The following is a 16,526-nucleotide window of genomic DNA, read 5'->3' as shown; positions in this document are numbered from 1 at the left end:
GCGGCGATGTGGCCCTGTCTTATTGACAATCGGGGGGCAGGCTGTACCACAATGGCAGGTAAGGAGTGGCATGATGACGAGTGGTTTGCGCAAGGGTCTGACGAGCTATGGCGATGCCGGCTTCTCGCTGTTCCTGCGCAAGGCGTTCATCAAGGCCATGGGCTATTCCGACGACGCGCTGGAGCGCCCGATCGTCGGCATCACCAACACCTACAGCGACTACAATCCCTGCCACGGCAACGTTCCTGAGATCATCGAGGCCGCCAAGCGCGGCGTGATGCTGTCGGGCGCGATGCCGTTCGTGTTCCCCACCATCTCGATCGCTGAGAGCTTCGCGCATCCGACCTCGATGTATCTGCGCAATCTGATGGCGATGGACACCGAGGAGATGATCCGCGCCCAGCCGATGGATTCGGTGATCGTGATCGGCGGCTGCGACAAGACCTTGCCGGCGCAGGTGATGGCGGCGATCAGCGCCGACCTGCCGACCGTGGTCATTCCCGTCGGTCCGATGGTGGTCGGCCATCACAAGGGAGAGGTGCTCGGCGCCTGCACCGACTGCCGCAGGCTGTGGGGCAAGTATCGCGCCGGCGAAATCGACGATGTCGAGATCGAGGCGGTGAACGGCCGCCTTGCGCCATCCGTCGGCACCTGCATGGTGATGGGCACGGCATCGACCATGGCCTGCATGATCGAAGCCATGGGCCTGTCGCTGCCGATGAGCGCGACGATACCGGCACCGCACGCCGAGCGTTTCCGCCTGGCCGAGGCGAGCGGCCGGCTTGCCGCTGAAATGGCCAAGACCAATGGGCCGAAGCCGAGCGAGCTGTTGACGCCGGCGTCTTTCAAGAATGCCCAGGTCGTGCTTCAGGCGATCGGCGGCTCGACCAACGGCCTGATCCACCTGACCGCGATGGCACATCGCTCGCCGCACCGGCTTGATCTCGAAGCATTCGACCAGATCGGCCGCGAGGTGCCGGTGCTGGTCGACCTCAAGCCATCAGGCGAGCATTATATGGAGCATTTCCATCACGCCGGCGGCGTGCCGAAACTGTTGGCGCAGCTCGGCGATCTGGTCGATCTCGATGCGAAGACCATCAGCGGCCAGACGCTGCGCGATGTCGTTGCGAATGCCGAGGACGTGCCGGGCCAGGACGCCATCCGTTCCCGCGACAATCCGATCAAGAAGGAAGGCGGTCTTGCCGTGCTGCACGGCAACCTCGCGCCGCGCGGTGCCGTGATCAAGCAGTCGGCCGCGAGCCCCAGGCTGTTGCAGCATACGGGACGGGCCGTCGTGTTCGAGTCCGTCGAGGACATGACCTTGCGGGTCGACGATCCCGATCTCGACGTGAACTCTGATGACGTGCTGGTGCTGCGCAATGCCGGCCCCAAGGGCGCGCCGGGCATGCCCGAGGCCGGCTATCTGCCGATCCCCAAGAAGCTTGCGCGGGGTGGCACCAAGGACATGGTGCGCATTTCGGATGCGCGCATGAGCGGCACCGCGTTCGGCACCATCGTGCTGCACATCACGCCGGAATCCGCGGTCGGCGGGCCGCTGGCGCTGGTGCAGAACGGCGACAGGATCAGCCTGGATGTGGCCAGGCGCAGCATCGAGCTTTTGGTCGATGCTGCCGAGTTGGAGCGGCGGCGCGCCGCCTTGAAGCCGACTGCTGCGCCCGATGAAGCACGCCGCGGCTATGCCTGGCTGTTCAACGAGACCATCATGCAGGCCGACGAGGGCTGCGACTTCGACTTTATGCAGAGGACTGGGAAGACGACTGAGTAAGGGCTGACAACCAACGAGCGCTCAGACCGCTTAAAGCGGCGGGCGATAACACAGGGGGAGACGATGATTGCACGATCCATGCGTGCGTTGGTGGCTGCGGCCGCCATGCTGTTCGTCACGAACGCCGCGGCGCAGGAGGTGAAGCATTATCGCTTCGCCTATGACCAGCCCCGCAATACCGGCTACTCGATCGCCGGCGACCTCTTTGCCGACAAGCTCAAGGAATTGAGCAAAGGCACCATGATCATCGACCAGTATCCGGGCGCGCAGCTCGGGCAGGAGCCGCAGGTGCTCCAGCTCGTCAAATCCGGCGACGTCGAATTCTCCATCGTCTCCTCGGCCAACACCGCGACGATCTCGCCGCAGGCCGGCGTGATGTCGCTGCATTATCTGTTCCGCGACGAACAGCATGTGATCAAGGGGCTTGCCGATCCGAAAGTGTTCGAGGCGCTCAAGGCCATGATCGAGGAGACCACGCAGGGCTTGCACCTGATCGGCACGGGATCGCAGGGCGTTCGCCACATGTACTCCAAGAAGGAGATTCACAATGTGGCTGATATCAAGGGCCTGAAGGTCCGCGTTCAGGCGACGGCGACCGAGGACACCATGTTCCCGGCCTACGGCGCCCAGACCGTGCACATGCCGTTCGGCAGCGTCTATACGAGCCTGCAGACCGGCGTGGTCGACGTCGCCGAGAACAGCATCAACGTCTACCTCGTCAACAAGCACTACGAGGTCGCGCCGGTGCTGAACATCACCGAGCACGAGGCCAACAACGCGCTGGTGTTCGTCTCCGACAAGCTCTGGCAGAGCCTCTCGGCCGAGCAGAAGGGCTGGGTCCAGACCGCGGCGAACGAGATCAGCACCAAGGAGCCGGCGAAGGCGTTCGACCTCGAACGCGCGGCGGCCGAGAAGCTGAAGAAGATAGGCGTCAAGGTCGTCGATAACGTCGACAAGAAAAGCTTTGCGGCGATCGCCGATCCCTATCTCGACAAGCTCGCCAAGGAGCTCGGCCCGCATGCCGAGAAGATCAAGAATTTGATCCGGTCGATCAATTAGGTCGCCCGCAGCCATCCTTCGAGACGCCCGCCTGGGGCGGGCCCTCAGGATGAGGTTGCGCTTTGCGGCGGGTTCTCAGACCCTCATGGTGAGGAGCCCGCCAGAGCGGGCGTCTCGAACCATGCAGGCCGAGCAAGTTCGGCAGCTTTCCAGCTGTCACATGCGATAGCTCCGGGACGACGAGGACATTGATGGCCATCGCCGACAAGCTCGTGTTGCAGCGCCAGCGCCACCTGAAATGGCGCTGGCTCGATTGGCTCGAGCTCGCGCTCATGATCCTCTGCGGGCTGCTGTGCTTCGGTTTCTCGCTGTCGGTGACCGCCGACATCGTTACCCGCACCATCGGCCATCCCTGGCTGTGGCTCCAGGAAGTCACCTCGACGCTGTTCATCTATGCGATCTTCATCGGAACGGCGGTGGCGACCCGGCGCAACGATCACCTCTATCTCACCGCGATCTCCGAGGCGATGCATGGCGTGCCCAGGGTCATCGTCGAAGTCATCATCCGCCTGATCGTGCTCGGCGTGGCCTTCTGCCTGATCTGGTACGGTTACCAGAACTATCTGCGCGGTTTCGGCAGCTTCCGCCTGCCGTCGGGCACGCCGATCGCCTCGCTCTACGCGATCATTCCGCTCTCCGGCATCCTGGTCGGCCTGTTCACCATCGAGCAGCTCGTCAACGGCCTGCGCAACGGTTTCGACCATCCGGAGCCGCCGGATGAGGATGCCGCGCCCATCGTCACCGAAGCGCAGATGGGGGCGCAGCCGTGAGCGCACCCATTGTCCTGGCGTTGATGTCGATCTGCTTCTTGTCGTTCGGCTATCTCGGCGTGCCCGTGCCATTCTCGCTGCTGGCCGGCGTGTTCATCGGCGCGATCCTGTCGGACGTCTCGCTCGCGGCGATCATCCAGAAGATCTTTGACGGCGTCGATTCCGAGGCGCTGCTGGCGATCCCGTTCTTCCTGCTGGTCGGCGAGCTCATGAGCTCGGCCAATGTCGTCGTGCGAATAGCCAATCTCTCGGTGTCGCTGGTCGGGCATATCAGGGGCGGGCTGTCGCAGGTCGTGGTCGTCTTCAGCATGTTCTTCTCGGAAATGTCGGGTTCCACCACCGCCGACGTCGCCGTGATGAGCCGCGCGCTCGGCGGCCCGATGAAGCGCGAAGGCTACGAGCCCGCCTTCATCGCCGCGATCATCGCGTCGGCCTCGACCATCGCGGCCCTGGTGCCGCCGAGCATCACCGCGGTGGTCTACGGCGCGGTCGGCAACGTCTCGATCGCTGGCCTGTTCATGGCAGGCGTGGTGCCGGGCCTGATGATCGGCTTCGGCCTGATGATCTATTGCTATTTCTTCGGCCCGTCGGGCTTGCGCAAGCCGCGCGCGCCGCTGCGGCAGATCGTGTTCGCGGCCGGCGATGCGGCCCTGCCGCTGATGATCCCGGTGATTTTGCTGGGCGGCATCCTGACCGGCTGGTTCACGCCGACGGAGGCCGGCGTCGTCGCCGTGGTCTGGATCATCCTGGTCGTGATCCCCGCGCTCAACCGCGGTCACTTCAGGAAGATCCCGTATGATTTCTGCCTTGCCGGCCTGATCTTCTCGCTGCCGCTGATCACCATTGGCGCTGCCAACGCCTTCGGCTGGATGCTCGCCTATCTGCGCGGCGCCAGCTACATCGCCGACATGATCACCTCGATCGCGGGCAACGACCCGCACCTGATCATGTTGCTGATGGTGCTGCTCTTCACCGTGGTCGGCGATTTCATCGAGCCGGTGCCGACCATCATCATCTTCATGCCGCTGGTCAACACGCTGACGGAAGCCGGCGACATCAATGGCGTCCATATGGGCGTGGTGCTGATTGCGACGCTCGCCTTTGGCCTGATCACGCCGCCTTACGGGCTGGTGCTGCTGATGGCGTCGAAGTTCGTCGGCGTCAGTTTTGCAAAGGCGTTACGCGCGGCGCTGCCGATCTATGTTGTGTTCTTCGCGACCATCGCGTTTGCGATCTACTTCCCGAGCGTGGTGCTGTGGCTGCCGCAGAAGGTGCTGCCGGAATCGGTCGGTTGCTTCAAATCGCCGGCGGGGACGGGCTACATCTGTCCCAAGTGAAGGGCTACTTACTTCCCTTTGCTCGTGAACTTCTTCACGGCAACGCGAAACTCCGACGTGTTCATCGCCATGATGATCTTGTGCTCCTCGGCATCGAGCTGCTGTTTTATGGGCGTGGTGGCGGCTGCGTAGACGAGGGATTTGGTGCCGGCGATGGCTGCCGGCGAATTCTGCGCCAGCCGCTCGGCGAGCTGCCGCGTCGCAGCTTTCAACTCGGTCGCGGGAACGGTCTTGGCGACGAGGCCCCATTCATAGGCCTGCTGCGCCGTAATATTGTCCTCGGCCAGGAAGATCTGCAGGGCCCGGCGCGAGCCGACCGTGGCGACGATCCCGACCGTCGAGCCGCCATCCGGTGACACGCCGATCTTGGCATAGGCCGGCGTGAACTTGGCATCTTCCGCAGCGATGCAGAGATCGGTGACGAAGGCCAGCCCCATGCCGGCGCCAGCGGCTGAGCCGTGCACGCTCGACAGCGAGATTTTTGGCATGCGCCGGATGATCTCGATGAAGGAATGATAGTGCTTGAGCAGCTCGCCGACCACCGGCGTCACGGTGTTGGCTTCAGCCGCCGCACCAATCGTCTGCAGATCGCCGCCGGCCGAGAAGGCGCGGCCTTCGCCCTCGATCACCACGACCCTGATGGCGTCGTCGCCTTCGATAGTGGCCGCGAGCTGTTCGAGCTTTTGCGCGATTGCAAGGTTGACCGAGTTGAACGCGGCGGGGCGGTTGAGCGTGATGGTCGCGATCGGACCGTCGATCCGCAGCAGCGCGGGATCATCGGGTTGGGAGACGGGAGCTGGCATCGGAGAATCCCCGGTTAGAGGTTCGTTGCTGCAACTAAATCGCAGAAGGCGAGGGGAGACAATCCCCGTGTATGGCCCTTGCGAAAGCCGGAATGATCGGCTCAAATGGGCCGCCTTCGTTTAGGGACGGACACGAGCGCCGGCTCCTCTTGGGCGAGCAAGCCAAAATCAGCGAGAGAGGAGACGACATGGGTGACGCTCATGTCTTGCGGAAATGGGCTGTCCAATGACGGATGGTCCTGTGATCATTGTCGGTGCCGGCCATGGTGGCTACCAGGTCGCGGCATCCCTGCGCCAGGCGGGTTTTTCCGACCGCATCTGCCTGATCAATGACGAGCCGCATCTGCCCTATCAGCGGCCGCCGCTGTCCAAGGCCTACATCAAGGGCTCGGCCGGGCCGGAGAGCCTGATGTTCCGGCCGGAGAAATTTTACCACGACCAGACAATCGAGCTGATCGCCGGCCGCGCCGTCTCGATCGACCGCGCTGGGCGCAAGGTGCTGCTCGCATCGGGTGAGATGCTTGCCTACGGCCACCTCGTGCTGGCGACCGGCGCGCGCAACCGGCTCCTTGATCTGCCGAATGCGAATTTGCCCGACGTGAAATATCTGCGCATCCTGGACGAGAGCGAGGCGCTGCGAAAGATCATGCCGTCGAAGACGCGGGTCGTGGTGATCGGCGCCGGTTTCATCGGCCTCGAATTCGCCGCCACCGCGCGCATCAAAGGGCTCGAAGTCGACGTGCTCGAGCTCGCGCCGCGGGTGATGGCCCGTGCAGTGACGGCGGAGGTCTCGGACTATTTTCAGGCGCGGCATCGCGAGGCCGGCATCCGCATTCACCTCGGTGTGCAGGCGACCTCGATCGAGGCCGAGGGCGGCAAGGTCACCGGCGTCTCCTTGAGCGACGGACGGCATCTCCCCGCCGACCTCGTCGTGGTCGGGGTCGGCGTGCTGCCGAACATCGAGCTTGCGGCCGAGGCGGGGCTGCCTGTTGCCGCCGGCATTATCGTCGACGAATATCTCTCGACGGCCGATCCCAACATCTCGGCGATCGGCGATTGTGCGCTGTTCGCAAGCCCGCGCTTCGGTGGCTCGCAGCGGCTGGAATCGGTGCAGAACGCCACCGACCACGCCCGCTCTCTGGCGGCGCGTCTGACCAGCGACAGGAAACCCTATGACAGCCATCCCTGGTTCTGGAGTGACCAGGGCGACGACAAGCTCCAGATCGCAGGTCTCACCACCGGCTACGACCGCGTCGTGCTGCGCGGCGATCCCGGCAAGAAGGCGTTCTCCGTGTTCTGCTATCACGGCGACAAGCTGCTCGGCATCGAATCGATCAACCGCGCCGGCGATCACATGTTCGGCCGCCGCTTGCAGGCCATGGATCGCTCGATCACGCCGGAGCAGGCCGCGGATGAAAAGTTTGACCTGAAGAGTGCGCTGGCGTGATCAGCCTGTGCTGAGCACGGCCGCCACTTCCGCGGCCATCGGCATCGACGGTCCGGCCCCCATGCGCTGCACGCTGATCGAGGCGGCAGCGTTGGCGAAGGCGAGGGCTGCGCGCAAGGGCACACCATCGGCGAGCTGGGACGCGAGCGCGCCGACAAGGCAATCGCCGGCGCCGGTGGTGTCGACCGCCTTCACCACGCGACCCGGCACCGCAAACTCCTCGCTGGCAGCGAGCGCGAGCACGCCGCGCTTGCCGAGCGTGACGCAGATGGTCTGGTCCTGCCGCGCCTGAAGTTTTCGCGCGACCGCGATGATCTTTGCGGCCTCGTCGCTGTCAGACAACTCCACGCCGGCGAGGAAGCCAAGCTCGGTCTCGTTCAGCACGAGGATATCCACGAGTGCAAGCAGCTCGCCGGACATCTTTTGCGCCGGTGCCGGGTTGAGCAGCGTCGTCGCGCCGGCCGCGCGTGTACGTTGAAAGAATGCGGCGATCGTCGGCAGCGGGATTTCGAACTGGCTGACGGCGACATCGCCCTTCGCCAGCGGCGCATCCGCAACGTCGTCGGCGCTGACCAGCGCATTGCTGCCGGGAATGACGACGATGGTGTTGTCGGAGGCGGCGACCGTGATGATCGCGGTGCCGGTGTGCGTTTCGGGCGTCTCCTTGATCGAGCCGGGATCGATGCCCTGCGCCGTGAGGAACGTCCTCAGCTCGGCCCCGAACGCGTCAGTGCCCAGCCGCCCGATCAGCGTGGTCTTTGCGCCGAGCCGTGATGCCGCGACCGCCTGGTTCGCACCCTTGCCGCCCGGAAAATACAGCACCTGTCGGCCGGCGACGGTCTCGCCGACCCTGGGGTGGCGATCGGCGGTCGCCACCACATCCATGTTGATGCTGCCGGCGACGAAGACGCGCCCCATGAAAGACCCCTTCGAAGTCTAGACCTTGACCTCGAACTCGTGCCTGACTTTGGCGATGTCGACAAGGGTCGGCAGGCCGGCCTCGTTGCCGAGGCGCTGGATCTTGAAGGTCGAGGCGGCGCGGGCAAAATCAAAATGCTCGCGCCAGCTTTTGCCGGGATGGGCGAGGTAGGAATAGACATAGGCGCCGTGGAAGACGTCGCCGGCGCCGTTGGTGTCGATCACGCGCTCGCGCGGGATCGGCATCGCCGGCATCACCTGGACCGTCCCAGTTTCGTCGTACCAGAGCAGGCCCTTCTCACCCATGGTGATGCCGCCGATCTTGCAGCCGCGGCCCTTGAGATAATCGAGCATTTTCTCCGGCGTCAGATCCATCTGCTCGCACAGCCGCTCGGCGACGATCGCAACGTCGATGAACTCCAGCAGCTCGTGCGTGTTGGTGCGCAGACCGCCGCCGTCGAGCGAGGTCAGGATGCCGGCTTCGCGGCAGACCTTGGCATAGTGGATCGCGGCATCGGGCTGGTGGCCGTCGACATGCAGCGCGCGGCAGCCGCCGAGATTGAGCATCGGAAAGGGGTGGATGTGCTCGTCGTCGCGGCAGCGCACGATGGCGCGCTTGCCGTCCTTCGGCATGATGAAGGAGAGCGAGGACTGGTTCACCTTCCGCCCGTGCAGCGAGATCGCATATTTCGCACACATGTCCTGGAACATACGCCCCAGCCAGTCATTGGCCGCGGTGGCGATCAGGTCGGGCACGATGCCGAGCTTGGCGCAGCAGAACGCCGCCGTGACCGCGTTGCCGCCGAAAGAGACCGCGTAGTCGGAGGCCACGTGCTTTTCGTCGCCGGTCGGCATGTGGTCGGTGATGAAGACGACGTCGATATAAGTCTGTCCGATAAAGAGAGCCTGCATTGCTTGTCCGTGATGCGCTTGGTGGTCCCGGCCGGCGAGATTACTCTAACACCGGTTCCGCGTCTGGGACGCTGAAAATATTCGCAAAACCGCCCCGATGTGCTTGAGGTCAGCATGGGGCCGGAATACGACCATCACCGGGTAATGCCAAGTCCGGACAAATGCCGTTTTTCGGCCCAAGGTTCCAGGTCGATCAAAAAAGGGGAAGCATGATCACCGGCCTCGATCACATCGTCGCTCTGGTCAAGGATATCGGTGCGGCCAAGGCGGCCTATCAGACGCTTCTGGGGCGCGCGCCGGCCTGGCAGAATTCCGGCGAGGGCGCCGACCGCGTGCTGTTCACCCTCGACAACATGACCATCGAATTGATGGCACCGAGCGGCTTTACCGCGACCGCTGACCGGATGCGTGCGCTGCTCGACGACCAGGAGGGCGTGCTCGCCAGCCTGTGCTTTCGTGTCGCAGACATGAGCAAGATGCACCGGCGGCTGGACCGGGTTGCGCTGAAGCCGGATCCCGTCGCCGAGGTCGAGAGCAGCGACGCCGCGACCGGCACGGCCCTGCACTGGAAGCGCACGCGGGCCGCCACCGAGCTGACGCGCGGCGTGCGCATGTTCTTCCTCGAGCTTGCTGAGGAGCGTCCGAAGTCGGTTGCGACCGACGTCGCGCCGATCGACGGGCTCGACCATGTCGTGATCACGACCGAGGATTCCGATCGCGCCGCCGCGCTCTATGGGGCGCGGCTCGGGCTCGATCTGGCACTCGACCGCTCGCACCACGACTGGGGTCAGCTGATGTTCTTCCGCTGCGGCGATCTCATCGTCGAAGTGGTGCGCCGCCCCGTCGCGGGCGGGGATTCCCGGCACGACCGTCTCTGGGGCCTGAGCTGGCGCGTCGCCGACATCGAAGCCACCCGCGCCCGCATGCTCGGCGCCGGCTTGGACGTCACCGAAGTGCGCAACGGCCGCAAGCCGGGCACGCGGATCATGACCGTGCGAAACGGCACCTGCGGGATCCAGACGGTGCTGCTGGAGCGCTCGCCGAAGCCGGTGGACTAGGACGCCGTTCTCTCCTCCGACATTGCGAGCGCAACGAAGCAATCCAGAATCCCTCCGCGGTAGCAGTCTGGATTGCTTCGTCGCTTCGCTCCTCGCAATGACGGCGGAGGCGTGATACATGGCATACGGTAAGCACCCAGCGAGCACCCGGTTTGGCGACAAAGGCAAAGCGAACTCTGAAATGGCAGCGCGATCCCGAAGGGATGCGGCTGCGCATTCTCGAGGCTGCCAAGCAGGAGTTTTCCGCTCACGGGCTCGCCGGTGCGCGCGTCGACCGCATTGCCGCCAACGCCGGCGCCAACAAGCGCATGCTGTACTACCACGTCGGCAACAAGGACGACCTCTATCTCGCGGTGCTGGAAGGCGCCTATGACAAGATCCGCAGCGAGGAGCGGGGGCTCGATCTCGAACATCTCGATCCGCCCGAGGCCATCAAGCGGCTGATCGAGTTCACCTGGGGTTACTTCCTGCGCAACCCCGAGTTCCTGTCGCTGCTCCAGACCGAGAACCTCGCGCGCGCAAAGCACCTCAAGCGCTCGACCAAGGTCAAGTCGATGCACTCGCCCTTCGTCGAGATGATCCGCACCGTGGTGCGGCGCGGTGTCGAGAGTGGCGATTTCCAGGTCGCGGTCGATCCGGTGCAGCTCTATATCTCGATCGCGGGCCTCTGCTTCTTCTATCTCTCGAACTCGGCCACGCTGAGTGTGATCTTCGGCCGCGACCTGCTGGACAAAAAGGCCAAGGACGAGCGACTTGCGCACATAGTCGGCCTCGTGCTCGCCGCGCTGACGGGGCAATCGGCCGCGTTGTTCGAGATCGCCAAGGCGCCGATGTCGCGCGCTGCGGTGGCGCAGACGGTGTAGCGGGGCGGTCCGCGCGTTGGTCGACGGATCGTCCGCCGTTTCCTCAATCTCCGCCGTCATTGCCCGCGAAAGCGGGCGATCCAGTATTCCAGAGACGCTGGTGAGGTGAGGAGAAGCCGCGGCGTACTGGATTCCCCGCTTTCGCGGGAATGACACTGTGGGTGGCGCGACGGTCCTGCCATCAACCATGCGATACCCCTTCGCGCACGACTTCGGCCCCCGGAACCGGCGCAAAACGTCACAGGGAAACCTCTAGACAGTATTTATCCAACGGGTTAATTTCTCCCGGAAACGAAAAAGACGACCGGGAGTGAGGCGTGGCTGAGCTGAAGCCGCAGAGTGCGGTGTCCAAGATGCTGAATGCGGCCTGGGTGCGGCCGTTTCTGTTCCTGGTTTTCATCGTCGTGGCCTGGGATCTCGCGATCCGGCTGTTCAGGATTCCCGCCTACCAGATCCCGTCGCCCGCCGATGTCGTCGCCGTGCTCCGCTCGGATTGGCCCGAGCTGCTGCGCCAGTGCTGGCCGACCACCTATGCGACCGTCTGCGGCTTCCTGCTGTCGGCGCTGTTCGGCATTCCCGTCGCCATGCTGATCGCGGGCTCGAAGACGGTGGAGAGCTATGTCTATCCGCTGCTGGTGTTCTCCCAATCGGTGCCGAAGATCGCGATCGCGCCTTTGTTCGTGGTCTGGTTCGGCTTCGGCATTATTCCTAAAGTGATCTCGGCGTTCCTGCTCGGCTTCTTCCCGGTGGTCGTCTCGGCGGTGCAGGGCTTCAAGTCGGTCGATCCTGACATGGTCGATCTCGCCCGCGCCATGCAGGGCAGCCGCTTCCAGGTGTTTTGCGCGGTGAACCTGCCGCATGCACTGCCGGCGATCTTTTCCGGCCTCAAGGTCTCGGTGACGCTCGCCGTGGTCGGTGCCGTCGTCGGCGAGTTTGTCGGCTCCAATTCCGGCATCGGCTACGTGATGCAGCGCTCGATCGGCACGTTCGACCTGCCGACCATGTTCGCAGCCCTCGTCATCCTCGCGCTGCTCGGCGTCATCCTGTTCTGGATCGTCGACCGGATCGAGAAGCTGGTCATTCCCTGGCACGTCAGTCAGCGCGAGGACGTGATTTTCGCTTCTTAATTTAAGCAACGGCCAACAACGGCCGAAACATAACGACAAGGGAGAGTGACGATGAAGCGGTGGATTGGGGCTGCGTCTGTGGCGCTGATGGCGTTTGCGGTTTCGCCGGCGCAGGCGGCCGACAAGGTCGTGCTGATGCTGAACTGGTATGTCTATGGCGAGCACGCGCCGTTCTATTACGGCAAGTCCAAGGGCATTTACGCCGCCGAAGGCATCGACCTCGAGATCCAGGAAGGCCGCGGCTCGGCTGCGACCACGCAGGCGGTTGCCGCAAAGACCGCCGACTTCGGCTATGTCGACGTTCCCACCATGATGCGCGCCGCGATCAAGGGCGCGCCGGTGATTGCGACCGGCGTTCTGCTGCAGACCTCACCGATGTCCGCCATGGGCCTCGTCGACAAGAACATCAGGAAGCCCGAAGACATCAAGGGCAAGACGGTGGCGATCACGCCGGCCGATTCCATGACCCAGATCTGGCCGCTGTTCCTGAAGAAGACCGGCCTGAAGGAAAGCGATTTCACCACCGTTGCCGGCGATGGCCAGACCAAGCTCAACGCCGTCATCAACGGCCAGGCTGATCTCCTGCTCGGCTACGTCATGGACCAGTCGATGAAGATCAAGGACGCCACCGGCAAGGACGTCTACCCAATCAAGTTCGCCGACTATGGCATCAACATGGTCTCCTCCGGCATCATCGCCAACTCCGACTATGTGAAGGCCAATGCCGATCTCGTCCGCCGTTTCATGTCGGCGACGACCAAGGCGGTCGAAGCCGCCGAGAAGGAGCCGAAGGCGGCCGCGCAGTCGATCCTCGATGCCAACCCGAAGGGCGGCAAGATCGACACACTGACGCAGGGCTTTGAATTGACCATTCCGCTGTACCGGACGGCTGAGACCAAGAGCAAGCGCCCGTTCCAGGTCACCGACCAGAACATGACTGATAGCGTCAACCTGATGGTCGAATATGGCGGGCTCGATGCCAAGGCCAAAGACAACCCGAAGGCCTTCTACACCAACGATTACCTGCCGAAGAGTGGCTCGTGAAACCTGCGACAGTCGTGAGTGAAACCGTGCAACCGGCCGCGCATCTGAGACTGGTGAGCGACCGGGCTGCCGGCGATGCGTCGGGCATCACACTATCCGGCGTGTCGAAAACCTACCGGACGCGCGACGGCGACGTGCCGTCGCTGCGGCCGCTCGATTTCCACATCAATGACGGCGAGTTCTTTGTCGTGGTCGGCCCGTCCGGCTGCGGCAAGTCCACGCTGCTCAAGTTGATCTCGGGTCTGCTGCCGCCGACCTCAGGCGAGGTGCTGGTCGAAGGCGAAAAGGTGACGAAGCCGCACGGCAATGTCGGCATCGTCTTCCAGAACGCGCTGCTGCTGCCCTGGCGCAACATCCTGTCCAACGTGATGCTGCCGATCGACATGAAGCGGCTGCCGCGGGACGAATATCTCGCCCGCGCCAAGGCGCTGCTCAAACTGGTCGGGCTCGAAGGATTCGAGAAGAAGCTGCCCTGGCAGCTCTCCGGCGGCATGCAGCAGCGCGCCTCGATCTGCCGCGCTCTGGTGCACGATCCCAGGATCATGCTGATGGACGAGCCGTTCGGCGCGCTCGATGCGCTGACACGCGAGCGCATGAATGTCGAGCTGATGCGGATTCAGCGCGAGACCAGGAAGACGGTGCTGTTGATCACGCATTCGATTCCGGAGGCCGTGTTCCTGGCCGACCGCGTGCTGGTGATGACCGAGCGGCCCGGCGCGGTCGCCGCGATCTACGACGTGCCGCTGCCGCGCCCGCGCTCACTCGACGTGATGGCCGATCCGGTTTTCACCGAACTCGTGCAACGCATCCGCAAGCATTTCTTCTCGCAGGGTTCGCTGGACTAAGACCATGGCGCCGCGCCTGAAGCTGCGAGATATCTCATTCTTCGAGCGTCCCGTGCATTTCGCGCGGCCGTTCCGCTTTGGCGCTGTTACCATCAACGCGACGCCGCAGCTGTTCGTGCGGGTGGAGATCGAGGTCGAGGGCAGGGGAACCGCCGTTGGCGCCAGCGCCGAACTGCTTGTGCCAAAATGGTTCGACAAGCGGCCAGAGCTGTCGCCGGCGCAGACGGTTGACGGCTTGCGCCACTCGCTGCATATCGCGCGTGGCCTTTATCTCGCACGGTCCGGATTCCAGACGGCGTTCGATCTGCATGCCTCCTGCATCGGCGCGCAGGTCGCGACGTGTGCGAAGAGGAACATTCCGGCGCTTGCCGCAGCCTATGGCCCCGCCGAGATCGACAAGGCGATCCTCGACGCATTGCTGCGCGGAGCCGAGACCAACTTCTTCGACGGCATGGCCGGCAACATCGCCGGGATCGATGCGCGGCTTTCGCCAGACCTGAAGGATGCGGACCTCACGACGTTTCTCGCCGGCCGCAAGCCGCTGCCGCGCGTTGCCATCAGGCATACCGTCGGCCTCGACGATACCGTTGAAGGCGAGGGCGGCGTTGCCGATGTACGAGAGAACGCCGGTGCGAGTTACTTCAAGCTGAAGCTGTCGGGCGATCCCGCTGCCGACGCAACGCGGCTGGCGCGCATCGGCAAAGAACTCGACACGCTCGGTCGCGACTACAAGGTGACGCTCGATGCCAACGAGCAATATGCCGATCTGGCCGCGTTGCAGGCGCTGATCGACCGGCTCGATCGCGAGCCCGCGCTGCGGTCGATCGCTTCGCGCTTGCTCTATATCGAACAGCCGATGCCGCGCGACATTACGCGACAGTCCCCGCTCGGCGCGCTGGCCGCGCGCGGTTTCATCATCGACGAGGCCGACGATTCCTATGACGCGTTTCCCGCGGCGCGGGCGCTCGGCTATCGCGGTATCTCGTCAAAGTCTTGCAAGGGGCTCTACAAGTCCATCGTCAACGCGACGCGTGCCGCCAAATGGAGCGCGGGCGGCGAAAAATTCTTCGTCACCGGCGAGGACCTCACCTGTCAGGCCGGCCTGGCCGTGCAGCAGGACCTCGCGCTCGGCGCCTTCATCGGCGTCAGCCATGCCGAGCGCAACGGCCACCACTATGTCGATGGCTTTGGCGAGACGCCGACCGCTGAAGCGCAGGCCTTCGCGGCTGCGCATCCCGATCTCTACGCCGATGCCGGGCAGGGCATCCGGCTTTCCATTCACGACGGCGATCTCCCGACGGGATCGCTTCATGCTGCGGGCTTTGCGACGTCGGTCCATCCGGACTGGTCGGCGCTTCGTCCGCTCGAACAGCCAAAATCACCTAGGGAGCAATTGGCATGACCACCCAACGCCTCGGCCTCATCATGAACGGCGTCACCGGCCGCATGGGGCTCAACCAGCATCTGATCCGCTCGATCGTGGCGATCCGTGACCAGGGCGGCGTCCGCCTGAAGAACGGCGATCGCGTCATGCCCGACCCGATCCTGGTCGGCCGCAGCGCCGAAAAGATCGAGGCGCTCGCAAAACGCTTCAACATCACGCGCTGGACCACCGACCTCGACGCCGCGCTCGCCGACAACAACGACACCATGTTCTTCGACGCCGCGACCACGCAAGCACGGCCGGGCCTTCTGACCCAGGCCATCAATGCCGGCAAGCACGTTTATTGCGAGAAGCCGATCGCAACGAACTTCGAGGAGGCGCTTGAAGTCGTCAAGCTCGCCAATGCCAAGGGCGTCAAGCACGGCACGGTGCAGGACAAGCTGTTCCTGCCCGGCTTGAAGAAGATCGCCTTCCTGCGCGACTCCGGCTTCTTCGGCCGCATCCTTTCGGTGCGCGGCGAGTTCGGCTATTGGGTGTTCGAAGGCGGCTGGCAGGAGGCGCAGCGGCCATCCTGGAACTACCGCGACGAGGACGGCGGCGGTATCATCCTCGATATGGTCTGCCATTGGCGCTACGTGCTCGACAATCTCTTCGGCAATGTCCAGAGCGTGGTCTGCATCGGCAACACCGACATTCCCGAGCGGTTTGACGAGCAGGGCAAGATGTACAAGGCGACCGCGGATGATTCCGCCTACGCGACCTTCCAGCTTGAGGGTGGCGTCATCGCGCACATCAACATGTCCTGGGTAACCCGCGTCTATCGCGACGACCTCGTCACCTTCCAGGTCGACGGCACCCACGGCTCGGCGGTCGCAGGCCTTACCGACTGCATGATCCAGGCGCGGCAGGCGACGCCGCGTCCTGTCTGGAACCCCGACGAGAAGCGGCTGCACGATTTCTACGGCGATTGGCAGAAGCTGCCCGACAACGTCACCTACGACAACGGCTTCAAGGAGCAGTGGGAGATGTTCATTCGCCACGTCTACGAGGATGCGCCCTACAAGTTCACGCTGCTCGAAGGCGTCAAGGGCGTACAGCTCGCCGAATGCGCGCTGAAGAGCTGGAAGGAGCGGCGCTGGATCGACGTCGCCCCGATCAAGGCCTGAGGAGGGA

Annotated in this window: 15 protein-coding genes; 12 read left to right on the top strand and 3 right to left on the bottom strand. The window is 63.9% G+C overall.

Annotated elements, in window-relative coordinates; translation table 11 throughout:
* Positions 1-73 precede the first annotated feature (73 nt).
* The 4 genes from JJC00_RS28225 (at position 74) to JJC00_RS28210 (ending at position 4,952) form a co-directional block, all read left to right on the top strand.
* Positions 74-1,786, top strand: coding sequence for an IlvD/Edd family dehydratase (locus JJC00_RS28225; RefSeq protein ID WP_200469120.1), 1,713 nt, complete (start codon positions 74-76; stop codon positions 1,784-1,786).
* 63 nt (positions 1,787-1,849) lie between these two features.
* A complete protein-coding gene (locus tag JJC00_RS28220; protein WP_200469119.1) occupies positions 1,850-2,845 on the top strand; it encodes a TRAP transporter substrate-binding protein in 996 nt (331 codons plus the stop codon).
* A gap of 191 nt (positions 2,846-3,036) precedes the next feature.
* The gene (locus JJC00_RS28215; RefSeq protein ID WP_200469118.1) at positions 3,037-3,615 is read left to right on the top strand and encodes a TRAP transporter small permease; all 579 of its coding nucleotides are present in this window, start codon (positions 3,037-3,039) and stop codon (positions 3,613-3,615) included.
* Entirely contained in the window at positions 3,612-4,952 is a 1,341-nt protein-coding gene (locus JJC00_RS28210; protein ID WP_200469117.1) for a TRAP transporter large permease, read from the top strand. The genes JJC00_RS28215 and JJC00_RS28210 overlap by 4 nt, the downstream gene beginning before the upstream one ends.
* Before the next feature lie 8 nt (positions 4,953-4,960).
* On the opposite strand, the gene JJC00_RS28205 is transcribed toward JJC00_RS28210, so the two are convergent.
* Positions 4,961-5,755 (bottom strand): enoyl-CoA hydratase/isomerase family protein, encoded by a 795-nt coding sequence (locus tag JJC00_RS28205; protein ID WP_200469116.1) that lies wholly within the window; start codon positions 5,753-5,755, stop codon positions 4,961-4,963.
* 226 nt (positions 5,756-5,981) lie between these two features.
* Here JJC00_RS28205 and JJC00_RS28200 point away from each other — a divergent pair, with 226 nt between their 5' ends.
* Positions 5,982-7,202: an NAD(P)/FAD-dependent oxidoreductase gene (locus JJC00_RS28200; protein WP_200469115.1), complete on the top strand. Its 1,221-nt coding sequence runs from the start codon at positions 5,982-5,984 to the stop codon at positions 7,200-7,202.
* On the opposite strand, the gene rbsK is transcribed toward JJC00_RS28200, so the two are convergent.
* Both rbsK and JJC00_RS28190 read right to left on the bottom strand, forming a co-directional pair.
* On the bottom strand, positions 7,203-8,120 hold the full coding sequence (gene rbsK, locus JJC00_RS28195; protein ID WP_200469114.1) for a ribokinase: 918 nt from the start codon (positions 8,118-8,120) through the stop codon (positions 7,203-7,205). It lies immediately after the preceding gene.
* An 18-nt stretch (positions 8,121-8,138) separates the two neighbouring features.
* Positions 8,139-9,032, bottom strand: a complete 894-nt coding sequence (locus tag JJC00_RS28190) for a sugar kinase (RefSeq protein WP_027528861.1) — start codon at positions 9,030-9,032, stop codon at positions 8,139-8,141.
* A gap of 209 nt (positions 9,033-9,241) precedes the next feature.
* Here JJC00_RS28190 and JJC00_RS28185 point away from each other — a divergent pair, with 209 nt between their 5' ends.
* From JJC00_RS28185 to JJC00_RS28155, 7 genes are all read left to right on the top strand, one after another.
* Positions 9,242-10,090, top strand: a complete 849-nt coding sequence (locus JJC00_RS28185; protein ID WP_200469113.1) for a VOC family protein — start codon at positions 9,242-9,244, stop codon at positions 10,088-10,090.
* A 203-nt stretch (positions 10,091-10,293) separates the two neighbouring features.
* Complete coding sequence (locus tag JJC00_RS28180; RefSeq protein ID WP_200469112.1) at positions 10,294-10,953, top strand: TetR/AcrR family transcriptional regulator; 660 nt, start codon at positions 10,294-10,296, stop codon at positions 10,951-10,953.
* A gap of 317 nt (positions 10,954-11,270) precedes the next feature.
* The gene (locus tag JJC00_RS28175; protein ID WP_200469111.1) at positions 11,271-12,080 is read left to right on the top strand and encodes an ABC transporter permease; all 810 of its coding nucleotides are present in this window, start codon (positions 11,271-11,273) and stop codon (positions 12,078-12,080) included.
* A 51-nt stretch (positions 12,081-12,131) separates the two neighbouring features.
* Entirely contained in the window at positions 12,132-13,124 is a 993-nt protein-coding gene (locus JJC00_RS28170; protein ID WP_200469110.1) for an ABC transporter substrate-binding protein, read from the top strand.
* Positions 13,121-13,969, top strand: coding sequence for an ABC transporter ATP-binding protein (locus JJC00_RS28165; protein WP_200469109.1), 849 nt, complete (start codon positions 13,121-13,123; stop codon positions 13,967-13,969). Before JJC00_RS28170 ends, JJC00_RS28165 begins: the two co-directional genes overlap by 4 nt.
* A 4-nt stretch (positions 13,970-13,973) precedes the next feature.
* Entirely contained in the window at positions 13,974-15,371 is a 1,398-nt protein-coding gene (locus JJC00_RS28160; RefSeq protein ID WP_200469108.1) for a hypothetical protein, read from the top strand.
* Positions 15,368-16,519 carry a Gfo/Idh/MocA family protein gene (locus JJC00_RS28155; RefSeq protein ID WP_200469107.1) on the top strand — a complete coding sequence of 384 codons (1,152 nt, stop codon included), beginning with the start codon at positions 15,368-15,370 and terminating at the stop codon, positions 16,517-16,519. Before JJC00_RS28160 ends, JJC00_RS28155 begins: the two co-directional genes overlap by 4 nt.
* Positions 16,520-16,526: the final 7 nt, after the last annotated feature.

Source organism: Bradyrhizobium diazoefficiens (assembly GCF_016616885.1).
In the GTDB taxonomy this organism is placed as follows: domain Bacteria; phylum Pseudomonadota; class Alphaproteobacteria; order Rhizobiales; family Xanthobacteraceae; genus Bradyrhizobium; species Bradyrhizobium diazoefficiens_F.
Note: the sequence above shows the minus strand (reverse complement) of the source record. Positions and strands in the feature narration are given on the sequence as shown.